This is a genomic window from Streptomyces lavendofoliae, assembly GCF_014649735.1.
GTDB lineage: Bacteria > Actinomycetota > Actinomycetes > Streptomycetales > Streptomycetaceae > Streptomyces > Streptomyces lavendofoliae.
In genome coordinates this window covers 15930-35055 of the sequence record NZ_BMTP01000008.1, presented here as the reverse complement: position 1 = coordinate 35055, position 19126 = coordinate 15930, and the positions used below count along the sequence as shown (strand labels likewise).

Annotated in this window: 18 protein-coding genes; 12 read left to right on the top strand and 6 right to left on the bottom strand. The window is 72.4% G+C overall.

Translation table 11 applies throughout. The features are described 5' to 3' along the window. The first annotated feature begins 65 nt into the window (after nt 1-65). Together IE109_RS16550 and IE109_RS16545 are read left to right on the top strand one after the other, a co-directional pair. Nucleotides 66-1502 carry a gamma-aminobutyraldehyde dehydrogenase gene (locus IE109_RS16550; RefSeq protein ID WP_189551666.1) on the top strand — a complete coding sequence of 479 codons (1437 nt, stop codon included), beginning with the start codon at nt 66-68 and terminating at the stop codon, nt 1500-1502. A gap of 112 nt (nt 1503-1614) precedes the next feature. After that, a complete protein-coding gene (locus IE109_RS16545) occupies nt 1615-1848 on the top strand; it encodes a hypothetical protein (RefSeq protein WP_189551665.1) in 234 nt (77 codons plus the stop codon). Nucleotides 1849-1968: 120 nt separating this feature from the next. Here the strand turns inward: IE109_RS16545 and IE109_RS16540 are convergent, their stop codons facing one another. Beyond that, nucleotides 1969-3882, bottom strand: a complete 1914-nt coding sequence (locus tag IE109_RS16540) for a serine/threonine-protein kinase (RefSeq protein ID WP_189551664.1) — start codon at nt 3880-3882, stop codon at nt 1969-1971. A 104-nt stretch (nt 3883-3986) separates the two neighbouring features. Here IE109_RS16540 and IE109_RS16535 point away from each other — a divergent pair, with 104 nt between their 5' ends. After that, nucleotides 3987-4520 carry a hypothetical protein gene (locus IE109_RS16535; RefSeq protein WP_189551663.1) on the top strand — a complete coding sequence of 178 codons (534 nt, stop codon included), beginning with the start codon at nt 3987-3989 and terminating at the stop codon, nt 4518-4520. 57 nt (nt 4521-4577) lie between these two features. On the opposite strand, the gene IE109_RS16530 is transcribed toward IE109_RS16535, so the two are convergent. From IE109_RS16530 to IE109_RS16520, 3 genes are read right to left on the bottom strand one after another with little or no spacing between them, the layout of a single operon-like run. Beyond that, nucleotides 4578-5387 (bottom strand): SAM-dependent methyltransferase, encoded by an 810-nt coding sequence (locus IE109_RS16530; protein WP_189551662.1) that lies wholly within the window; start codon nt 5385-5387, stop codon nt 4578-4580. Beyond that, nucleotides 5384-6094: a glycerophosphodiester phosphodiesterase gene (locus tag IE109_RS16525; protein ID WP_189551889.1), complete on the bottom strand. Its 711-nt coding sequence runs from the start codon at nt 6092-6094 to the stop codon at nt 5384-5386. The genes IE109_RS16530 and IE109_RS16525 overlap by 4 nt, the downstream gene beginning before the upstream one ends. Next, nucleotides 6094-7119 (bottom strand): adenosine deaminase, encoded by a 1026-nt coding sequence (locus IE109_RS16520; protein ID WP_189551661.1) that lies wholly within the window; start codon nt 7117-7119, stop codon nt 6094-6096. The genes IE109_RS16525 and IE109_RS16520 overlap by 1 nt, the downstream gene beginning before the upstream one ends. Nucleotides 7120-7212: 93 nt before the next feature. Between IE109_RS16520 and IE109_RS16515 the strand changes: the two genes are divergently transcribed. Then, complete coding sequence (locus tag IE109_RS16515; protein WP_229891136.1) at nt 7213-7896, top strand: DUF4190 domain-containing protein; 684 nt, start codon at nt 7213-7215, stop codon at nt 7894-7896. Between the two features lie 29 nt (nt 7897-7925). On the opposite strand, the gene ybiA is transcribed toward IE109_RS16515, so the two are convergent. Next, complete coding sequence (ybiA, locus tag IE109_RS16510; RefSeq protein WP_189551659.1) at nt 7926-8483, bottom strand: riboflavin biosynthesis intermediates N-glycosidase; 558 nt, start codon at nt 8481-8483, stop codon at nt 7926-7928. 175 nt (nt 8484-8658) lie between these two features. Here ybiA and IE109_RS16505 point away from each other — a divergent pair, with 175 nt between their 5' ends. From IE109_RS16505 to IE109_RS16470, 8 genes are all read left to right on the top strand, one after another. Beyond that, nucleotides 8659-10164, top strand: a complete 1506-nt coding sequence (locus IE109_RS16505; RefSeq protein ID WP_189551658.1) for a gamma-aminobutyraldehyde dehydrogenase — start codon at nt 8659-8661, stop codon at nt 10162-10164. A 56-nt stretch (nt 10165-10220) separates the two neighbouring features. Then, nucleotides 10221-11468, top strand: coding sequence for a polyamine ABC transporter substrate-binding protein (locus IE109_RS16500; protein ID WP_189551657.1), 1248 nt, complete (start codon nt 10221-10223; stop codon nt 11466-11468). Nucleotides 11469-11512: 44 nt separating this feature from the next. After that, complete coding sequence (locus IE109_RS16495) at nt 11513-12682, top strand: ABC transporter ATP-binding protein (RefSeq protein ID WP_189551656.1); 1170 nt, start codon at nt 11513-11515, stop codon at nt 12680-12682. Next, entirely contained in the window at nt 12679-13593 is a 915-nt protein-coding gene (locus IE109_RS16490) for an ABC transporter permease (protein ID WP_189551655.1), read from the top strand. Before IE109_RS16495 ends, IE109_RS16490 begins: the two co-directional genes overlap by 4 nt. Further along, entirely contained in the window at nt 13593-14387 is a 795-nt protein-coding gene (locus tag IE109_RS16485; RefSeq protein ID WP_189551654.1) for an ABC transporter permease, read from the top strand. Before IE109_RS16490 ends, IE109_RS16485 begins: the two co-directional genes overlap by 1 nt. Before the next feature lie 22 nt (nt 14388-14409). Continuing rightward, the gene (locus tag IE109_RS16480; protein WP_189551653.1) at nt 14410-15828 is read left to right on the top strand and encodes an NAD(P)/FAD-dependent oxidoreductase; all 1419 of its coding nucleotides are present in this window, start codon (nt 14410-14412) and stop codon (nt 15826-15828) included. A 156-nt stretch (nt 15829-15984) separates the two neighbouring features. Continuing rightward, nucleotides 15985-16443 carry a hypothetical protein gene (locus IE109_RS16475; protein WP_189551652.1) on the top strand — a complete coding sequence of 153 codons (459 nt, stop codon included), beginning with the start codon at nt 15985-15987 and terminating at the stop codon, nt 16441-16443. Nucleotides 16444-16542: 99 nt separating this feature from the next. Continuing rightward, nucleotides 16543-18342: a chitinase gene (locus IE109_RS16470; RefSeq protein WP_189551651.1), complete on the top strand. Its 1800-nt coding sequence runs from the start codon at nt 16543-16545 to the stop codon at nt 18340-18342. Here IE109_RS16470 and IE109_RS16465 read toward each other — a convergent pair. Continuing rightward, nucleotides 18278-18853, bottom strand: a complete 576-nt coding sequence (locus IE109_RS16465) for a phosphatase PAP2 family protein (protein WP_373297718.1) — start codon at nt 18851-18853, stop codon at nt 18278-18280. The two genes, IE109_RS16470 and IE109_RS16465, sit on opposite strands and share 65 nt — an antisense overlap. Nucleotides 18854-19126: the final 273 nt, after the last annotated feature.

Below are 19126 nucleotides of genomic sequence, written 5' to 3'. Positions count from 1 at the left end.
GGGCCTGTCCACCACGTGGACACCTGAGTCACCGAGCACCACGAGACCGACAGGAGGGGTGGCAAGTGACCACCGAGCTGCGTCGTCTGCGCAACTACATCAACGGGGAGTTCCGGGACGCCGCCGACGGACGGACCATCGACGTGGTCAACCCGGCCACCGGCGAGGTGTACGCCACTTCTCCGCTCTCCGGCCAGGCCGACGTCGACGTCGCCATGGAGGCCGCCGCGGCCGCCTTCCCCGCGTGGCGCGACACCACGCCGGCCGAGCGCCAGAGGGTGCTGCTGAAGATCGCCGACGCCTTCGAGGAGCGCGCCGAGGACCTCATCGCCGCCGAGTCGGAGAACACCGGCAAGCCGCTCGAGCTGACCCGCACCGAAGAGGTCCCGCCGATGGTGGACCAGATCCGGTTCTTCGCGGGTGCCGCCCGGATGCTGGAGGGCAAGTCCGCCGGCGAGTACATGGAGGGTCTGACCTCCATCGTCCGCCGTGAGCCGGTGGGCGTCTGTGCCCAGGTCGCGCCGTGGAACTACCCCATGATGATGGCCGTGTGGAAGTTCGCCCCCGCGCTCGCCGCGGGCAACACGGTCGTGCTCAAGCCGTCGGACACCACCCCGGCCTCCACCGTGCTGATCGCCGAGATCATCGGCTCGATCGTCCCCAAGGGCGTCTTCAACGTCATCTGCGGCGACCGCGAGACCGGCCGCGCCATGGTCGAGCACCCGACCCCCGCGATGGCCTCCATCACCGGTTCGGTACGCGCCGGCATGCAGGTCGCCGAGTCCGCCGCCAAGGACGTCAAGCGCGTCCACCTGGAGCTGGGCGGCAAGGCGCCGGTCGTCGTCTTCGAGGACACCGACATCGCCAAGGCCGTCGAGGACATCTCGGTGGCGGGCTTCTTCAACGCCGGCCAGGACTGTACGGCCGCGACCCGTGTCCTGGTGCACGAGTCCATCCACGACGAGTTCGTGGCCGCCCTCGCCAAGGCCGCGTCCGAGACGAAGACCGGCCGGCCGGACGACGAGGACGTGCTGTACGGCCCGCTGAACAACGCCAACCAGCTGGCGCAGGTCAGCGGCTTCGTCGACCGCCTCCCCGCCCACGCCAAGGTCGAGGCGGGCGGCCACCGGGTCGGCGACAAGGGCTACTTCTACGCCCCGACCGTCGTGTCCGGCCTCAAGCAGGACGACGAGATCATCCAGAACGAGGTCTTCGGCCCCGTCATCACCGTCCAGTCGTTCCGCGACGAGGAGCAGGCCCTGGAGTACGCCAACGGCGTCGAGTACGCCCTGGCCTCCTCCGTCTGGACCAAGGACCACGCCCGCGCGATGCGCATGTCCAAGGCGCTGGACTTCGGCTGCGTCTGGATCAACACCCACATCCCCCTGGTCGCGGAGATGCCCCACGGCGGCTTCAAGAAGTCCGGCTACGGCAAGGACCTCTCGGCGTACGGCTTCGAGGACTACACGCGCGTCAAGCACGTGATGACCTCGCTGGGCTGACCCCCGCGCCACGGGCGGGCGGGCCGGAGGGACCCTCTCCGGCCCGCCCGCCGGCCTTTTCCCGGCGCGCTCCCCGCGTATGAGGCACCGCCCCACGGGTACCCGCAGGCCCATGAACGACAAGACGCCGCATACCTCGCATACGCCGCACACTCCACCGGAGCGCGCCCGCGAACGCGCCGAGGAAGAGCCCGGAGCCCACTCGGGCGCCGAGCGCCAGGCGGCCCACCGCACCGTCCCCGGCACGGCGAGCGCCGCCGAGGGTTACCGCCCCGGCGAGGGTACGGGCGGCGGCGAACCGCTCGAAGGGGTCCAGGCCGACGAGGACGACGCCCGGGACCAGTGACCCGGGCCCGCCGCCGCCGCGAACCGGCGGGGGCGCCACGGCTCCTGCCCCGCGCCCCCACCCGCGTACCGGCCGCGGAGCCCGGTACCCGCTGACGCCTCCGCCCACCGGGCGCAGGCGTCAGGGGGTGTGGCGGGTGAGTTCTTCCCGGCCGGTGCCCTTCGGGCGGTCCGCGCGGTCCACGTAGAGCGTGCCCTCACCGGCGGGGGTGATCACCATCGAGCTCCGCACCGGGCACGCGTTCCCGCCCGCCGTGAGCGGGCCCAGGACGAGGCGGTCGCCGTGGGCGCCGGCGAGCGACCCCTTCCACCTGCACTCCTTGAACGAGCCCGCGCCGGTCGCGGTGACCACGTCCTCGCCGGTCGAGCCCTGCTTGATCGTCAGCCGGAGACTCTGGGCGGCGGGTTCGGCCGGCAGGTCCCAGGTGCCCAGGAACTTCGGGTGGACGGCCGCCTTGCTGGTCTCGGCCGGTCTCAGCGTCGTGGAGGCGCCCATCGACTCCCACAGCAGCGAACCGTCCGGCTGCGCCTTGAGGGTCTGCCGCGCCGACGGCGGCGCGCAGTTCCGCGTCCCCGCGGGCACGCTCCTGGCCCGGGTACCCCCGCCCAGGACGACCTTCGTGTCGTCGGCCGACAGCAGCGGGGCGCGGTCCTCGCAGAGGGCGTACGGGAGGGTGTAGGTGACCGTGGCGACCACCTGGTTCTTCTCCCCCTGGACGATGTCGAAGCGCCCCTGGAACTCACCTGACGCGCCCGCCTTCATCACGCCCTCCCAGGCGCCGAGGTAGGCATCCGGCACGGCGCCCTCGATCTCGTGGAGGGCGGGTGTCTTCTCCTTCTCGGTGAGCAGACCGATCAGGAAGAGCAGGAAGACGCCCACCACCGGCAGCCCGATCACGACGCCCAGCACGATCAGGGCCACCCGCCCGCCGTTGCCGGGCCGGCCGGAGGCGTCCGGAGGGCCGGGCGGTACGGAGTGCGCCATCCCGTACGGATAGGGCTGGGGCGGCGGCGGGGTCGGGAACACCGGCGACGGGGCGGGGAACGCCGGCGGGGGCGTCTGGAAGGCCGTCCGCGCGTACGGCGGCCCCGGGTGCGGCTGATGCGGCACCGGGGCGTGCGCGGACGACGGCAGCTCGGCGTCCAGCAGCCGGGCCGCCCGCTGCCCCAGCTGCGCGAGCAGCGCGCCCGGCAGCCACGCCCCGGCCGGTTCCGCGTCCCGGGTGGCCTCGATCAGCTCGGCGACCGAGGGCCGGCCCGCGGGGTCCTTGACCAGGCACGCGCGGACCAGCCCGGCGAGTCTCTGCGGCACGCCCGTGAGGTCCGGCTCCTCCTGCACGATCCGGTACAACAGGCTGTGCACGCCGCTGTCGGCGCCGCCGAACGGCGTACGTCCCGTCGCCGCGTACGCCAGGACCGCGCCCAGGCAGAACACGTCCGAAGCGGGGGTGATGCTCTCGCCGCGGACCTGCTCCGGCGACATGAAGCCCGGCGAACCGACCACGGCGCCGGTGCGGGTCCGGATGTCACCGGCGGCGCTGTGCGCGTCCAGGGCCCGGGCGATGCCGAAGTCGATCACCCGCGGACCGTCCACGGTGACCAGCACGTTGGACGGCTTCAGGTCGCGGTGCACCAGCCCCACGGAGTGGATGGCCTCCAGCGCCTGCGACAGCCCGCTCGCCAGCGCGCGCACCGACGTCTCGGGCAGTGGCCCGTGGCCGTCGCCGACGACCTCCGACAGGGAGGGGCCGGGGATGTAACCGGTCGCCACCCAGGGCACGGGAGCCGCGGTGTCGGCGTCCAGCACCGGCGCCGTCCACCGGCCGCCGACCCGCCGCGCCGCGGCGACCTCCTGGGCGAACCGCCGCCGGAACTCGGCGTCCTGCGCCAGCTCACGGAGGATCAGCTTCACGGCGACGGTCCGGCCGCCCTCGCTGCGCGCGAGGTAGACACGGCCCATCCCCCCTTCGCCCAGGCGGCCGAGGAGCCGGTACGGCCCTGTCCAGGAGGGGTCTTCCACGCTGATCGGTTGCACCGTCGGATCTTCGCACAGCGGCCCGGCGACCCCGGCGCGGAGGGCGGACGCACGGTACGGGACCCGCGGTAAAAAGCGCGTAAACCCGGGCGTACGCTGCGGACATGAGCGAGACCCGCGCCCTGTTGCGGCGCATACGCGTGTGGTTGGTGGTTTTCATCGTCTGTCTGGTGCTGAGCGGGGCGACGGCCTTCCCGCTCGTCACCGAACTGCGCCTCCTCGAAGACGCCCTGCGCGGCTGGGCGTCCCCCGTCGCCGACGCCTTCCCCGGCCTCCAGGAGTGGATCGAGCGCGTCCGCGCCGGCGTCGACACCGCCGACCGGCAGTACCCCTTCCTCCTGTACGGGACCGACTGGCTCGCGTTCGCGCACCTCGTCATCGCCGTCGCCTTCTACGGCCCCTACCGCGACCCCGTGCGCAACGTCTGGGTCATCGAGTTCGGCATGATCGCCTGCGCCGGGATCATCCCGCTCGCGCTGATCTGCGGCCCCATCCGGGACATCCCGTTTTACTGGACGCTGATCGACATGTCCTTCGGGGTCTTCGGCGTCATCCCGCTGCTCGTCGTACGCCGCATGATCAAGCGGCTGGAGGCGCTGACCGCGCCGGTGCTCAGCGCACGCACGCTGCCCGTGTGATCCACTCGGTCACGGGCTCCCGCCGGTGGGTCCGGGCCCGCCGGCGGGCCGCGCGGGTCAGGGCTTGCGCGCGACCGCGCCGAACTGCGCCACCTCCGCCGCGTCCGCCCCCTCCGCCGCGTCCGCCGCCGGGGGCCGCCACCTCGCGCACGACACGATGCCCGGCTCCAGCACCTCCAGGCCGTCCAGGAACGAGGCGAACTCGGCCCGGCTGCGCGCGGTGATGGGCGGCGTGGCGTTCTTGTTCCAGAACTCCATCGCCTCGGCGTTGCCCTCGCCGCCCAGCTCCAGGGTCGGGTGCGTCAGCACCAGATGGCTGCCGGACGGCACCGCCGCCATCAGCGTCCGCACGATCGAACGGGCCTCGTCCGTGTCCAGCACGAAATTGAGGATGCCGAGCATCATCACGGCGACGGGCCGGTCCAGGTCCAGGATCGGGCGCACGGCCTCCACGATCCGGTCCGGGCGGTGGGCGTCCGCGTCGATGTACTCGGTCACGCCCTCCGGGGAGCCGGTGAGCAGGGCGCGGGCGTGCGTGAGCACGATCGGGTCGTTGTCGACGTACACGACCCGGGCGTCGGGGGCGATGCGCTGCGCGACCTCGTGCGTGTTGTCGACGGTCGGCAGGCCCGTGCCGACGTCCAGGAACTGCCGCACGCCGGCCTCACCGGCCAGGTAGGTGACGGCCCGGCCGAGGAACGCCCGGTCGGCGCGGGCGACTTCGCCGATGCTCGGGTACATGGCGACGACCTGGTCGCCGACCTCGCGGTCGACCGGGTAGTTGTCCTTGCCGCCGAGCCAGTAGTTCCAGACGCGGGCGTTGTGCGCGATGTCGGTGCGGATCCTGCCTGTGCTGTCCGGGGTCACGTGCGGTTTCCCTTCAGTACGGCGCTCAGCGCGTCCACGCGGTTGGTGGTGATCGAGTCCACCCCGTCGGCGATCAGCCTACGCATGGTTCTGCGGGTGTCGGCCGTCCAGGTCGAGATCAGCAGCCCGTCCCGGTGGACGCGGTCCGCCAGCGCCCGACCGACCAGCCCGAAACGGTAGTTGAGCCAGCGCGGCGCCACCGCGTCGAGCAGCACCCGGCGGGGCGGGGCGAGGGTGGTCCACGTCAGGGCGATCTCGGCGCCCGGGTCGGCGGCCCGGACCAGCAGCATGGCCTCGGCGCTGGAGCAGTAGTACACGCGGTCGCCCGCGCCGCACTCGTGGACGGTGCCGACGATCGCGCCGACCGACCGCTCGGTGGCGCCCGGCAGGTCGATCATCACCCGTCGGTCGCCGACCGCCTCCAGCGCCTCGCCCAGGGTCGGCACGCCCTCCGGGCCGGTCAGCGCGCGCAGCCGGTCCAGCGTGACCCGCTCCAGTGGCAGGTCTGCGCCCCACAGGCGCTTCAGCGAGTCGTCGTGCAGCAGCACCGGGACGCCGTCCCTGGTGAGCCGTACGTCGATCTCCACCGCGTCGGCGCCGCGGGCGAAGGCCGAGCGGAGCGAGGCGAGCGTGTTCTCGCGGACGCGGTACGGGTCGCCCCGGTGGCCGACGGCCGTGACCGGGCGGGGGAGCGGCGGCCGGGGCATCAGCGGCGGAGCCACTCGGTGGTGTAGCTCTCGATCTCGGCGGCGATCCTGGCCTTGCCCGCCGGGTCGAGGAACGACGCCTCCACCGCGTTCGCGGCCAGCTCCGCGAGGCCCCGCTCGTCGAGGCCGAGGAGGCGGGCGGCGACCGCGTACTCGTTGTTGAGGTCGGTGCCGAACATGGGCGGGTCGTCGGAGTTGATGGTGACCAGCACGCCGGCGTCGACCATCTCCTTGAGGGGGTGCTCGTCGAGGCGCGCGACGGCACGGGTGGCGATGTTGGACGTCGGGCACACCTCCAGGGCGATGCGGTGCTCGGCGAGGTGCGCCAGCAGCCGGGGGTCCCGGGTGGAGCTGGTGCCGTGGCCGATGCGCTCGGCCCGCAGTGCGGTCAGGGCGTCCCAGACGGTCTCCGGGCCGGTCGTCTCGCCGGCGTGGGGGACGGAGTGCAGACCGGCGGCGATGGCGCGGTCGAAGTACGGCTTGAACTGCGGGCGCGGTACGCCGATCTCCGGGCCGCCGAGCCCGAACGACACCAGGCCCTCGGGCCGCAGGTCCACCGCGAGCCGCGCGGTCTCCTCGGCCGCCTCCAGGCCGGCCTCGCCGGGGATGTCGAAGCACCAGCGCAGGATGACGCCGAGCTCGGTCTCGGCGGCGAGGCGGGCGTCCTCGATGGCGGCCATGAACGCCTTCTCGTCGATGCCGCGCCGGGTGGAGCTGAAGGGCGTGATGGTGAGCTCCGCGTACCGGATGTTCTGCCGCGCCATGTCGCGGGCGACCTCGAACGTCAGCAGCCGCACGTCCTCGGGGGTGCGGATGAGGTCCACCACCGACAGGTACACCTCGATGAAGTGGGCGAAGTCGGTGAAGGTGAAGTAGTCGACCAGCGCCTCGGGGTCGGTGGGCACCCTGGAGTCGGGGTGGCGGGCGGCCAGCTCGGCGACGATCCGGGGCGAGGCCGAGCCGACGTGGTGGACGTGCAGTTCGGCCTTGGGCAGCCCCGCGATGAAGGGGTGCAGATCGGTCATCGGAGGTCCTCCGTGTACGGGTCGCTCGCCGGGCTGGTCAGGGATCATCGTAGGTCGGCCGTTAGCATGACCGGACACGATGGGGGAGGGCCCGTGCCAGAGACCAGCGACGCGAACGACCCATGGGCTCCGCCCTCGGGCAGGCCGCCCCAGGACCGTGTCGAACCGCCGCCCCACCAGCCGCCGCCGCGCCCGCCGGGGGTCCACGACCAGCCCACGGTGACGTCGGTGCCGGGCCCGGGACCCGGCGGTGAGCTGCCGCCGCCCCCGATAGCCCCGGGCGGCCCCGGTACGCCCGTGCCGGGTCCGTACGGCTACCCCGCCCCCGCCCCGCCCGCCGGGACCTACGGCTACCCCGGCCACCCCGCCGCCACGCAGCCCGCCGGGGCGTACGGCTACCCCGGCTATCCCGGCTACGGCACCTACGCCGGGCCCGGCTGGCAGCAGGCGCCGTCCAACGGCCTGGGTGTCACCGCGCTGGTCCTCGGCATCATCTCCGTGGTGCTCTTCTGCCTGTGGGGCCTGGGCGTCGTTCTGGGAGTCCTGGCGCTGGTCTTCGGCGTCCTGGGCCGCAAGAAGGCCCAGCGGGGCGAGGCCGACAACCACGGTGTCGCGCTCGCCGGGATCATCCTGGGCGCGGTGGGCATCGTGGTCGGCGGCGCGTTCCTGGCGGCCATGATCTGGACGATCACGACCGCCGCCGACCGGTCCGACCAGCGGGACGAGCGCGGCGGCGACTCCTTCGACACCTCGCTGGTGGTCACGAGCCACCGCTGACCCGGCCGGCCCGGCCATCTGCCCGCGCGTCAGGGCGCGGCCGTGGCCGCCAGTGCCGCACGGGCGTCCATCAGGGCGAAGCCCAGCAGGTTCAGGCCACGCCAACGGGCGGGGGACTGCGCGTGCGGGTCGTCGGCGGCCAGGCCGATGCCCCACACGCGGTCCACCGGGCTCGCCTCCACCAGGACCCGGTCGCCCGTCGACAGCAGGAACGCCCGCAGGTCCGGGTCCGAGGCGAACTTGTGCTCGCTGCCCTTCACGACGATCCCGAACCGCTCCCGTTTCCACGTCGTCTCGTCGAAGCCGCGCACCAGCCGGCCGGCCTCCTTCGCGAGCGCGGGGTTCGGCGCCCCGACGGCCGCCCGCTCGGCGTCCGCGTCGCCGAACAGCCGGGCCTTGGACGCCATCATCCAGTGCTCCGCGGTCGCGTACTCCACGCCGTCGACGGTGAAGGGCGACGGCCACCACTGGCTCAGGCAGTGCCCGCCGAGCGTCCCGTCCCGCTTCGGGGTGTGCCCCCAGAAGTGCAGGAATTTCACGCGCTTACCCGTGCTGACCTGCTCGATCAGCTCGTGGATCCGTTCCATGCACGCCAGTCTGGCAGTCACCACGGACACAACGTACGGAGATTCCGGCGGCCACCCGACACATGGTCGACCGATTCCGTCGCGTAACCAAAAGGCAACAACGGAATCCCTTGTTGCCCCGCACCTCCTCTGTCAGGATCGGCACTCAATTCGAGCCGGGACAACGGAGAGCGTCATGGACAACTCCTTCCAGGGACTCGACCGCTTCGCGGCCGGGGCGCAGTACATCGGAGGGCGACCGCGGCCCGGCACGTCGGGCCGGGCGCACACCGTCGTCGATCCCGCGACCGGGGAGAAGATCCTCGACTACGTCCTCGCCTCCACCGCCGACGTCGACGACGCCGTCGCCGCGGCCCGCGACGCGCTGCCCGGCTGGGCGGGCGCGACCCCGGGCGAGCGGTCGGACGCGATGCACCGGTTCGCCGCCCTGCTGGCCGAGCGGGCGGAGGACTTCGCCCACGCCGAGTCCCTCCAGTGCGGCAAACCCATCAGGCTGACGCGCGAGTTCGACGTACCCGGCACGGTCGACAACACGGCCTTCTTCGCCGGGGCCGCGCGCCACCTCCAGGGCCAGTCGGCCGGCGAGTACAGCGGTGACCACACCTCGTACGTCCGCCGCGAGCCGATCGGCGTCATCGGGTCCATCGCGCCCTGGAACTACCCGCTGCAGATGGCGGCGTGGAAGGTCCTCCCGGCCGTCGCGGCGGGCAACACCATCGTGCTCAAGCCCGCCGAACTCACCCCGCTCACCTCCCTGATGTTCGCGTCGGCCGCCACCGACGCGGGTATCCCCGACGGCGTCGTCAACATCGTCACGGGCGCGGGGAGGGACGCGGGGGAGCACCTCGTGGGGCACCCGGACGTCGCCATGACGTCGTTCACCGGCTCCACCGCCGTCGGGCGGCGGGTCGCCGAGATCGCCACCTCCACCGTCAAGCGGCTGCACCTCGAACTCGGCGGCAAAGCACCCTTCGTGGTCTTCGACGACGCCGACCTGGAGGCCGCGGTGCACGGCGCGGTCGCCGGCGCGCTGATCAACACCGGCCAGGACTGCACCGCCGCCACGCGCGCGTACGTCCAGCGCCCGCTGTACGACGCGTTCGTGGAGCAGGTCGCCGACCTGATGGCCACCGTCCGCGTCGGCGACCCTTTCGACGAGGACACCGACCTCGGCCCGCTCATCAGCCACGCCCAGCGCGACCGCGTCGCCGCCTTCGTCGACCGTGCCCGCGCGTACGCCACCGTGGTCACCGGCGGGGCGGCGCCCGGGGGCGGTGGCGCCCACTACCGGCCCACCCTGATCACCGGCGCGGCCCAGGACAGCGAGATCGTCCAGGCCGAGATCTTCGGCCCCGTCCTCGTCGTCCTGCCCTTCGACAGCGACGAGGAGGGCCTGGCCCTGGCCAACGACACGCCCTACGGCCTCGCCGCCTCCGCCTGGACCCGTGACGTGTACCGCGCCGGCCGCGCCACCCGCGAGATCAAGGCCGGCTGCGTCTGGATCAACGACCACATCCCGATCATCAGCGAGATGCCGCACGGCGGCTACAAGGCCTCCGGCTTCGGAAAGGACATGTCAACCTACTCCTTCGAGGAGTACACGCAGGTCAAGCATGTGATGTACGACAACACGGCGGTCGCCCGGAAGCCCTGGCACCGCACGATCTTCGGGGACCGATAGCCCAGAGCGGTCCGCCCGACCAACGGCCGCCGCCCCACACCCGAAAGGCACAGCGCATGGAGCAGTACGAGCCCGACAGCCCGTCCGCGGCCCAGGTCGCCGCGATGCGGCGCAGCCTGACGAACGGCAGGGGAGCCCTCACCCGCCGTTCCATGCTGCGCGCCACGGGCGTCGGCGCGCTCACGATCGGCGGTGTCGCCGGTCTGGGCGCCTGTGGCATCCCGCCCGCCGGGCGGGAGGGCGACGGCCCCGCCTCCACCGACTTCTCGGCCCGGGAGAAGCGGCTCAGCTTCTCCAACTGGACCCAGTACATCGACATCGGCGACGACGAGAAGTCCCGCCCCTCGCTGGAGGCGTTCACCAAGCGCACCGGGATCGCGGTCAAGTACACCGAGGACATCAACGACAACGTCGAGTTCTTCGGCAAGATCAAACCGCAGCTGGCCGCCGGCCAGGACACCGGCCGCGACCTGATCTGCGTCACGGACTGGCTGGCCGCCCGCATCATCCGCCTCGGCTGGGCGCAGAAGCTCGACCCGGCCAACCTCCCCCACGCCTACGCCAACCTGTCGTCCCAGTTCCGCCGGCCCGACTGGGACCCGGGCCGCTCCTACTCGTACCCCTGGACCGGCATCTCCACGGTCATCGCGTACAACAGGAAGGCCACCGGCGGCCGCACGGTCGACTCCGTCACCCAGCTCCTCGACGACCCCAGGCTCAAAGGACGCGTCGCGTTCCTCTCCGAGATGCGCGACTCGGTCGGCATGACCCTCATCGACATGGGCAAGGACCCGGGCGCGTTCACCGACGCCGACTACGACGCGGCGATCGGCCGCCTCCAGAAGGGCGTCGACACCCAGCAGATCCGCCGCTTCACCGGCAACGACTACACCGGCGACCTCGCCAAGGGCGACCTCGCCGCGTGTCTCGCCTGGGCCGGCGACGTCATCCAGCTCCAGGCCGACAACCCCGACATCCGGTTCGCGATCCCGAACGCCGGCTACATCACCTCCAGCGACAACCTCCTGGTCCCCGCCAAGGCACGGCACAAGACCAACGCGGAGAAGCTCATCGACTACTACTACGAGCTGCCGAACGCCGCCCGGCTCGCCGCGTACATCAACTACGTCTGCCCGGTCGACGGCGTACGCGACGAACTCAGCCGGATCGACCCCGCGCTGGCGTCCAACACCCTGATCCTCCCGGACAAGGCGATGGCCGCGAAGTCCCGCGCCTTCCGCTCCCTCACCAGTGAGGAAGAGACGGCGTACGAGGAGAAGTTCGCCAAGCTCATCGGTGCCTGAGCCCGCCGCCGTCCACCCCTCGAAACCCCTGGGATCGCGAACCCATGACTGACAGCACGCACACCGGCGGCGACGTCCGCCTCTCCGGGATCAGCAAGTCCTACGGCTCCTTCACCGCCGTGCACCCGCTCGACCTGACCGTCCCCCAGGGCTCCTTCTTCGCCCTGCTCGGCGCCTCCGGATGCGGCAAGACCACCACCCTGCGCATGATCGCCGGCCTGGAGGAGCCCACCACGGGCACCGTCTTCCTCGGCGACAGGGACGTCACCGACCTGCCCCCGTACAAGCGGCCGGTCAACACCGTCTTCCAGTCCTACGCCCTGTTCCCGCACCTGAACATCTACGAGAACATCGCCTTCGGCCTCCGGCGGCGCGGCATCACCTCGGTGAAGAAGCAGGTCGGCGAGATGCTCGACCTCGTCCAGCTCGGCGACAAGGCGAGTCACAAACCGCACCAGCTCTCCGGCGGCCAGCAGCAGCGCGTCGCCGTCGCCCGCGCGCTCATCAACCACCCCCAGGTGCTCCTCCTCGACGAGCCACTCGGCGCCCTCGACCTCAAGCTGCGCCGCCGGATGCAGCTGGAGCTCAAGCGCATCCAGACCGAGGTCGGCATCACCTTCGTCCACGTCACCCACGACCAGGAGGAGGCCATGACCATGGCCGACACGGTCGCGGTGATGAACGGCGGCCGGGTCGAGCAGCTCGGCGCGCCCGCCGACCTCTACGAGAACCCCCGCACCACCTTCGTCGCCAACTTCCTCGGCACGTCCAACCTCATCGAGGCCGAGGTCGTCGAAGCCGCCTCGGACGTCGTCGTCACGGCCGGCGGCGGCACGCTGCGGCTGCCCGCGAACCGGTGTTCGGCCCCCACCACGACCGGCGGCAGGCTGCTCGTCGGCGTCCGCCCGGAGAAGATCACGCTCGCCCACGCCGACGACGCGGGCGCGATCGCCGGGGGACGCAACCGGGTCACCGGCCGGATCGTCGACACCTCCTTCATCGGTGTCTCCACCCAGTACGTCGTCGACAGCCCCGCCGGCGCCGCCCTCCAGGTGTACGAGCAGAACATCGAGCGCGACTCCCGGCTCGCCCCCGGCGCCGAGGTCGTCCTCCACTGGAACCCCGCGCACACCTTCGGCCTGGACGCCGCCCAGTCCGTGCTCGCCGGGACAGTGGGCGACGCGGGCCTGGACGAGGCGGAGGACGCGGCGTGACCCTCACCGACACCACCCCGGCGCCACCCGCCGCGCGCACCAGGAGCGCGCGCAAGCGGCTCGTCCCGTACTGGCTGCTGCTGCCCGGCGTCCTCTGGCTGCTCGTCTTCTTCGCGCTGCCGATGGTGTACCAGGCCTCCACCTCCGTGCAGACCGGCACCCTGGAGCAGGGTTTCCGGGTCACCTGGCACGTCGCGACCTACTGGGAGGCCCTCGCCGAGTACTGGCCCCAGTTCGTCCGCTCCCTGGTGTACGCGGGGACCGCCACCTTCCTGTGCCTGCTGCTCGGCTACCCGCTGGCGTACCTCATCGCCTTCAGGGCGGGCCGCTGGCGCAACCTCCTGCTGGTCCTGGTCGTCGCCCCGTTCTTCACCAGCTTCCTCATCCGGACGCTGGCCTGGAAGACGATCCTCGCGGACGGCGGCGCCCTGGTCGGCGCCCTGGACGCCCTGCACGTCCTGGACGTCACCAACTGGCTCGGCTGGACCCAGGGCGACCGCGTCCTGGCCACGCCGATGGCGGTGGTCTGCGGCCTCACGTACAACTTCCTGCCCTTCATGATCCTGCCGCTCTACACCTCGCTGGAGCGGATCGACGGGCGGCTGCACGAGGCGGCGAAGGACCTGTACGCCTCGCCCGCCACCACCTTCCGCAAGGTGACCTTCCCGCTGTCGATGCCGGGCGTGGTGTCGGGCACGCTCCTGACGTTCATCCCGGCCAGCGGCGACTACGTCAACGCCGAACTGCTCGGCTCGACCGACACCAAGATGGTCGGCAACGTCATCCAGTCGCAGTTCCTGCGGGTGCTGGACTACCCGACGGCCGCCGCGCTGTCCTTCATCCTGATGGCCGTCGTGCTGCTCATGGTCACGGTCTACATCCGCCGGGCCGGAACGGAGGACCTGGTCTGATGCGCCGGCTCCGCAAGAACCTCGTCGTCATCGCGGGTCTGCTGACCCTCGCGTACATGCTCCTGCCGAACGTCGTCGTGATGCTGTTCTCGTTCAACAGGCCGGCGGGACGCTTCAACTACTCCTGGCGGGAGTTCTCCACGGACGCCTGGCGGGACCCCTGCGGCGTCGCCGACCTGTGCGGCTCTCTCGCCCTGTCCCTCCAGATCGCCGCCTGGGCGACGCTCGGCGCCACCGCGCTCGGCACGATGATCGCCTTCGCGCTCGCCCGCTACCGCTTCCGGGCGCGCGGCGCGATCAACTCGCTGATCTTCCTGCCCATGGCGATGCCCGAGGTCGTCATGGCCGCCTCGCTGCTCACCCTGTTCCTCAACATGGGCGTCCAGCTCGGCTTCTGGACGATCCTCATCGCCCACATCATGTTCTGCCTGAGCTTCGTGGTGACGGCGGTCAAGGCGCGCGTGATGTCCATGGACCCCCGGCTGGAGGAGGCCGCCAGGGACCTGTACGCCGGTCCCGTGCAGACCTTCCTGCGGGTCACCCTGCCCATCGCCGCGCCGGGCATCGCGGCCGGCGCGCTGCTCGCCTTCGCCCTGTCGTTCGACGACTTCATCATCACCAACTTCAACGCGGGCTCGACCGTGACCTTCCCCATGTTCGTGTGGGGCTCGGCGCAGCGCGGCACGCCCGTACAGATCAACGTCATCGGCACGGCGATGTTCGTCATCGCGGTCCTGGTGGTGGTGGCCGGCCAGGTCGCGGCCGGCCGGCGCAAGCGCACAGACGTCTCATGAGTTCCTGAGGGAGTTGGAAGCCATGGCCCCAGTCGCCATGCGTAGTGCCGCACGATCACTCTCGGACGCCCGGCCCGTCCCCTTCTGGCTGGAAGACCCCGGCAAGCCCGGCCCGCTGCCCGCCCTCACCGGCACCGAGCACTGCGACCTGCTGGTCGTGGGCGGCGGCTACAGCGGCCTGTGGACCGCCCTCCTCGCCAAGGAGCGGGACCCCGCGCGGGACGTCGTCCTCATCGAGGGCCGGGAGGCGGGCTGGGCCGCCTCCGGCCGCAACGGCGGCTTCTGCGCCGCCTCCCTCACCCACGGCTTGGGCAACGGCCTCGCCCGCTGGCCGGACGAGCTCGCCACTCTCGAAGAGCTGGGCCACGCCAACCTCGACGCCATCGAGGCGGCCGTCTCCGCGTACGGCATCGACTGCGACTTCGAGCGGACCGGCGAGATCGACGTGGCCACCGAGCCGCACCAGATGGCCGAGCTGACCGCGATGTACGAGGAGGCCGACCGCCTCGGTCTCGCCGGCGGCCTTGAGCTGCTCGACCGGGACGCGGTACGCGCCCAGGTCGACTCGCCCACCTTCCTGGGCGGGCTGTGGGACCGGCGCGGCGTCGCCATGCTGCACCCGGCCAGGCTGGCGTGGGGTCTCAAGCGGGCCTGCGCCGACCTCGGCGTCCGTGTGTACGAGAACACCCGGGGTCTGGAGCTCGCCCGAGCGGGGGCCGGCATGGCCGTCCGCACGCCCTACGGGCGGGTCTTCGCCCGGCACGTCGCCCTCGGCACCAACGTCTTCCCGTCGCTGGTCAGGCGGGTACGCGCCTACACGGTCCCCGTCTACGACTACGCCCTGATGACCGAGCCGCTGACGGACGCCCAACTGGCGTCCGTCGGCTGGAAGAACCGCCAGGGCCTCGGGGACAGCGCGAACCAGTTCCACTACTTCCGGCTCTCCGCCGACAACCGTGTCCTGTGGGGCGGTTACGACGCCGTCTACCCGTTCGGCGGGCGGGTCAGCGCCGAACGGGACGACCGGCCGGAGACGTACCTCAAGCTCGCCGAGCACTTCTTCCGCTGCTTCCCGCAGCTGGAGGGCCTGCGGTTCAGCCACGCCTGGGGCGGCGCCATCGACACCTGCTCCCGGTTCTCGGCGTTCTTCGGCACCGCGCACGGGGGCCGTGTCGCCTACGCGGCGGGCTACACCGGTCTCGGTGTGGGCGCGACGCGGTTCGGCGCGGACGTGATGCTCGACCTGCTGTCGGGGGAGCGGACCGAGCGCACCGAGCTGGAGATGGTGCGCACCAAGCCACTGCCGTTCCCGCCGGAGCCGATCGCCTGGGCGGGCATCGGGCTGACCAAGTGGTCCCTGGCCCGGGCCGACGCCAACGGCGGACGGCGGAACTTGTGGCTGAAGGCGTTGGACCGGCTCGGGCTCGGCTTCGACAGCTGACCACCGGCCTTTCGCGCCGGGTGTGCGCCCCCACCGCCCCCTTTCACCACCCCGCCGGTGCCCGATGCCGCGTAATGATCCCGGCGGGCCCCCCTCTCCCCGTGTGAACGCACTGCCCGCCCGGGCAGTGACCCACGGACACGGAGGCAGCGGGCGATGACTGATACGGGGGCCAAGGCCGCGGTGGAGTGGCTGGCGGCGGTGGCACCGGATCCCGGCGCCTGCCGGTCGGAGTGGGAGCGCAACCCCTTCGGGGTGGCGCTCCTGCCCGCCGGCCTGCGCTGGGACGTGCTGATCACTCCGGCCGGGCTGGGCCGTCCCGCGCTCGACGTCCTGCGCCGGCTCGTGGACCGGCCCGGTCCGGTGCTCGCCGGCTCCGGTGACGCGCGCACGGGCTTCTTCGTCCCGGTGGGCACCGCGGCGCGCTGGGTCGGCACCGGGACGCGGGCCGCCGGGCGCGGCACCTGGCTCGTCGTCCCGTACCCGGGCCGGGTGGCCGGCGCCACGCGCTGGCTGGTGCCGCCGGACGGCCGGGGCACCCTCAACGACCCGGCGCTGCTGGAGCTGGCGCTGCACGAGGCGGCGGCCCGCCGGGCGGACGGCCGGGAGCCGTGACGGACGGGCCGGCGCGGTGTCAGAGGTCTTGACAACCCGATTGGTCTGGACCAGGTTGTGCGGCGCGCCACCCCGATTCCCCCACTCCTGGAGGCAGTTGTGGACCGCACCTCCCTCAGGCCCTTCGCCGCCTTCGCCGCGGCCCTGCTCACCCTCGGCGGCCTCACCTCCGCCGCGCACGCCGCCGACACCGACCTCGCGCGCAACGGAGGCTTCGAAGCGGGCCTGGACGGCTGGAGCTGCTCGGCGGGCAGCGGGACGGTCGTCACCGCACCCGTGCACGGCGGCTCCAAGGCCCTCCAGGCCACCCCCGCGGGCAGTGACAACGCCCGGTGCGTCCAGACCGTCGCCGTGCAGCCGGACTCCACGTACACGCTGAGCGGCTGGGTGCGCGGCGGCTACGTCCACCTCGGCGCGGCCGGCACCGGCACGACCGACGTCTCCACCTGGACCCGGTCCGCCCCCGACTGGCAGCGGCTGACCACCACCTTCCGCACCGGCGCCGCCACCCGCGCCGTCACCCTCCACACCCACGGCTGGTACGGGACCGGCGCCTACCACGCCGACGACATCTCGCTGGTGGGCCCGGGCGGCGACCCCGTCCGGACACCCGCGGTCCCCGCCGGGCTGACCGCCGGCCGGCCCACCGCGACCACCGTGCCGCTCACCTGGTCGCCCGTCACCGGCGCGACCTCGTACCACGTCTACCGGGGCGGAACCCGGGTCCTGACCGCGACCGGCCCCTCGGCCACCGTCACCGGCCTCGCGCCGGCCACCCCGTACACCTTCCAGGTCACCGCCGTGAACGCCGCCGGTGAGTCCGGCCTGTCGCCCGGGGTGACCGTGACCACGCCCCCCGGCGACGGGCAGCCCGGCGGCGGCCTGCCCGCCCACGCCCTGGTGGGCTACCTCCACACGAGCTTCGCCAACGGCTCCGGCTACACGCGGATGGCCGACGTCCCCGACTCCTGGGACGTCATCAACCTGGCCTTCGGAGAACCGACCTCCGTCACCTCCGGCGACATCCGCTTCGCCCTCTGCCCGCCGACCGAGTGCCCGAACGTCGAGTCGGCCGCCGAGTTCAAGGCCGCCGTCAAGGCCAAGCAGGCCGCCGGCAAGAAGGTGCTCATCTCCATAGGAGGCCAGAACGGCCAGGTGCAGCTCGCCACCCCAGCGGCGCGCGACACCTTCGTCTCGTCGGTCTCCCGGATCATCGACGAGTACGGTCTCGACGGCCTCGACATCGACTTCGAGGGCCACTCGCTGTCCCTGAACGCCGGTGACACCGACTTCCGCAACCCGACCAGTCCGGTCGTCGTCCACCTGATCTCGGCGCTGAAGACGCTGAAGGCCGAGTACGGCCCCGATTTCGTGCTCACCATGGCCCCCGAAACCTTCTTCGTCCAGCTCGGGTACCAGTTCTACGGTTCCGGCCCCTGGGGCGGCCAGGACCCGCGCGCCGGCGCCTACCTTCCCGTCATCCACGCCCTGCGCGACGCCCTCACCCTGCTGCACGTCCAGGACTACAACTCGGGTCCGATCATGGGCCTGGACAACCAGTACCACTCCATGGGCACCGCCGACTTCCACATCGCCATGACCGACATGCTCCTCACCGGCTTCCCGGTGGCGGGCAACGCCGAACGGTTCTTCCCGCCCCTGCGCCCCGAGCAGGTCGCCATCGGCCTGCCGGCCTCCCCGCAGGCGGGCAACGGCCACACCGCGCCGGCCGAGGTGAACAAGGCGCTCGACTGCCTGACGCGGACGGTGAACTGCGGCACGTACCGGACGCACGGCGCCTGGCCCGGGCTGCGCGGCCTGATGACCTGGTCGGTCAACTGGGACCGGTTCGGCGGCTGGGAGTTCTCCCGGAACTTCGACGCGTACCGATGGGGGTGAACCGACCGGCGGCGAGCCCGAGGAGGGTGAACAGGCACGCGGCGGCGACCACGTCCAGCGGCCAGTGGTAACCCCGCAGGACCAGCCCGGTGCCCGTCGCCGCCGTCAGCAGCGCGGCGACGGGCACCAGGCGCCGGTGGACCAGCAGCGCCGCGCCGCCGTACGCCACCAGCGCGGTCGCGGTGTGGCCCGACGGGTAGTAGCCGGTCTCCGCGGTGAGCGGGCCGGCCCGGTCCACGAGCAGTTTCAGCGGTACGACCACCGCCGGGACCAGCGCCATGGCGAGCCACGCGTACAGCGCCCGGACGCGGTGCCCGCGCCACACCGCGTACGCCGTGGCGACGGCCAGGACGGGCAGGGCGACGTACGTGGCGCCCAGGTCGGCGAGGAGCTCGGCGAGCGGCTGGGGGCCCCGGCCGGCCAGCGCGCGGCTCGCCCGCTCGTCGAGCCGGGCGAGCGGACCGCGGGCCACGACCTGCCAGGTGATCAGCCCGAAGAGGACCGGCAGCATCACGGTCAGGGCCAGGAGAAGAGCCGGCCGCCCGGGAACAGGGGGGGTGGTTCCGGGGCGGCCGGCCGGACCGGTGTGCCGCGCGCCCCGGGGGGTGTGGGGCGGGCGACCGTCCGATCGGTGAGGAGATCCGGAGCCGAGGGCTCCAGTGGTGTGCGCGAGGGCACGACCAGGACGAGGCTGGGGAGGCTCCGTCCCGGAGCCGTCCGCAGTCCCCTGCGGACGGGGTGTTTCTCTCATCTGCGGAAACCGTACGGCAGGAAACGGGGGGCC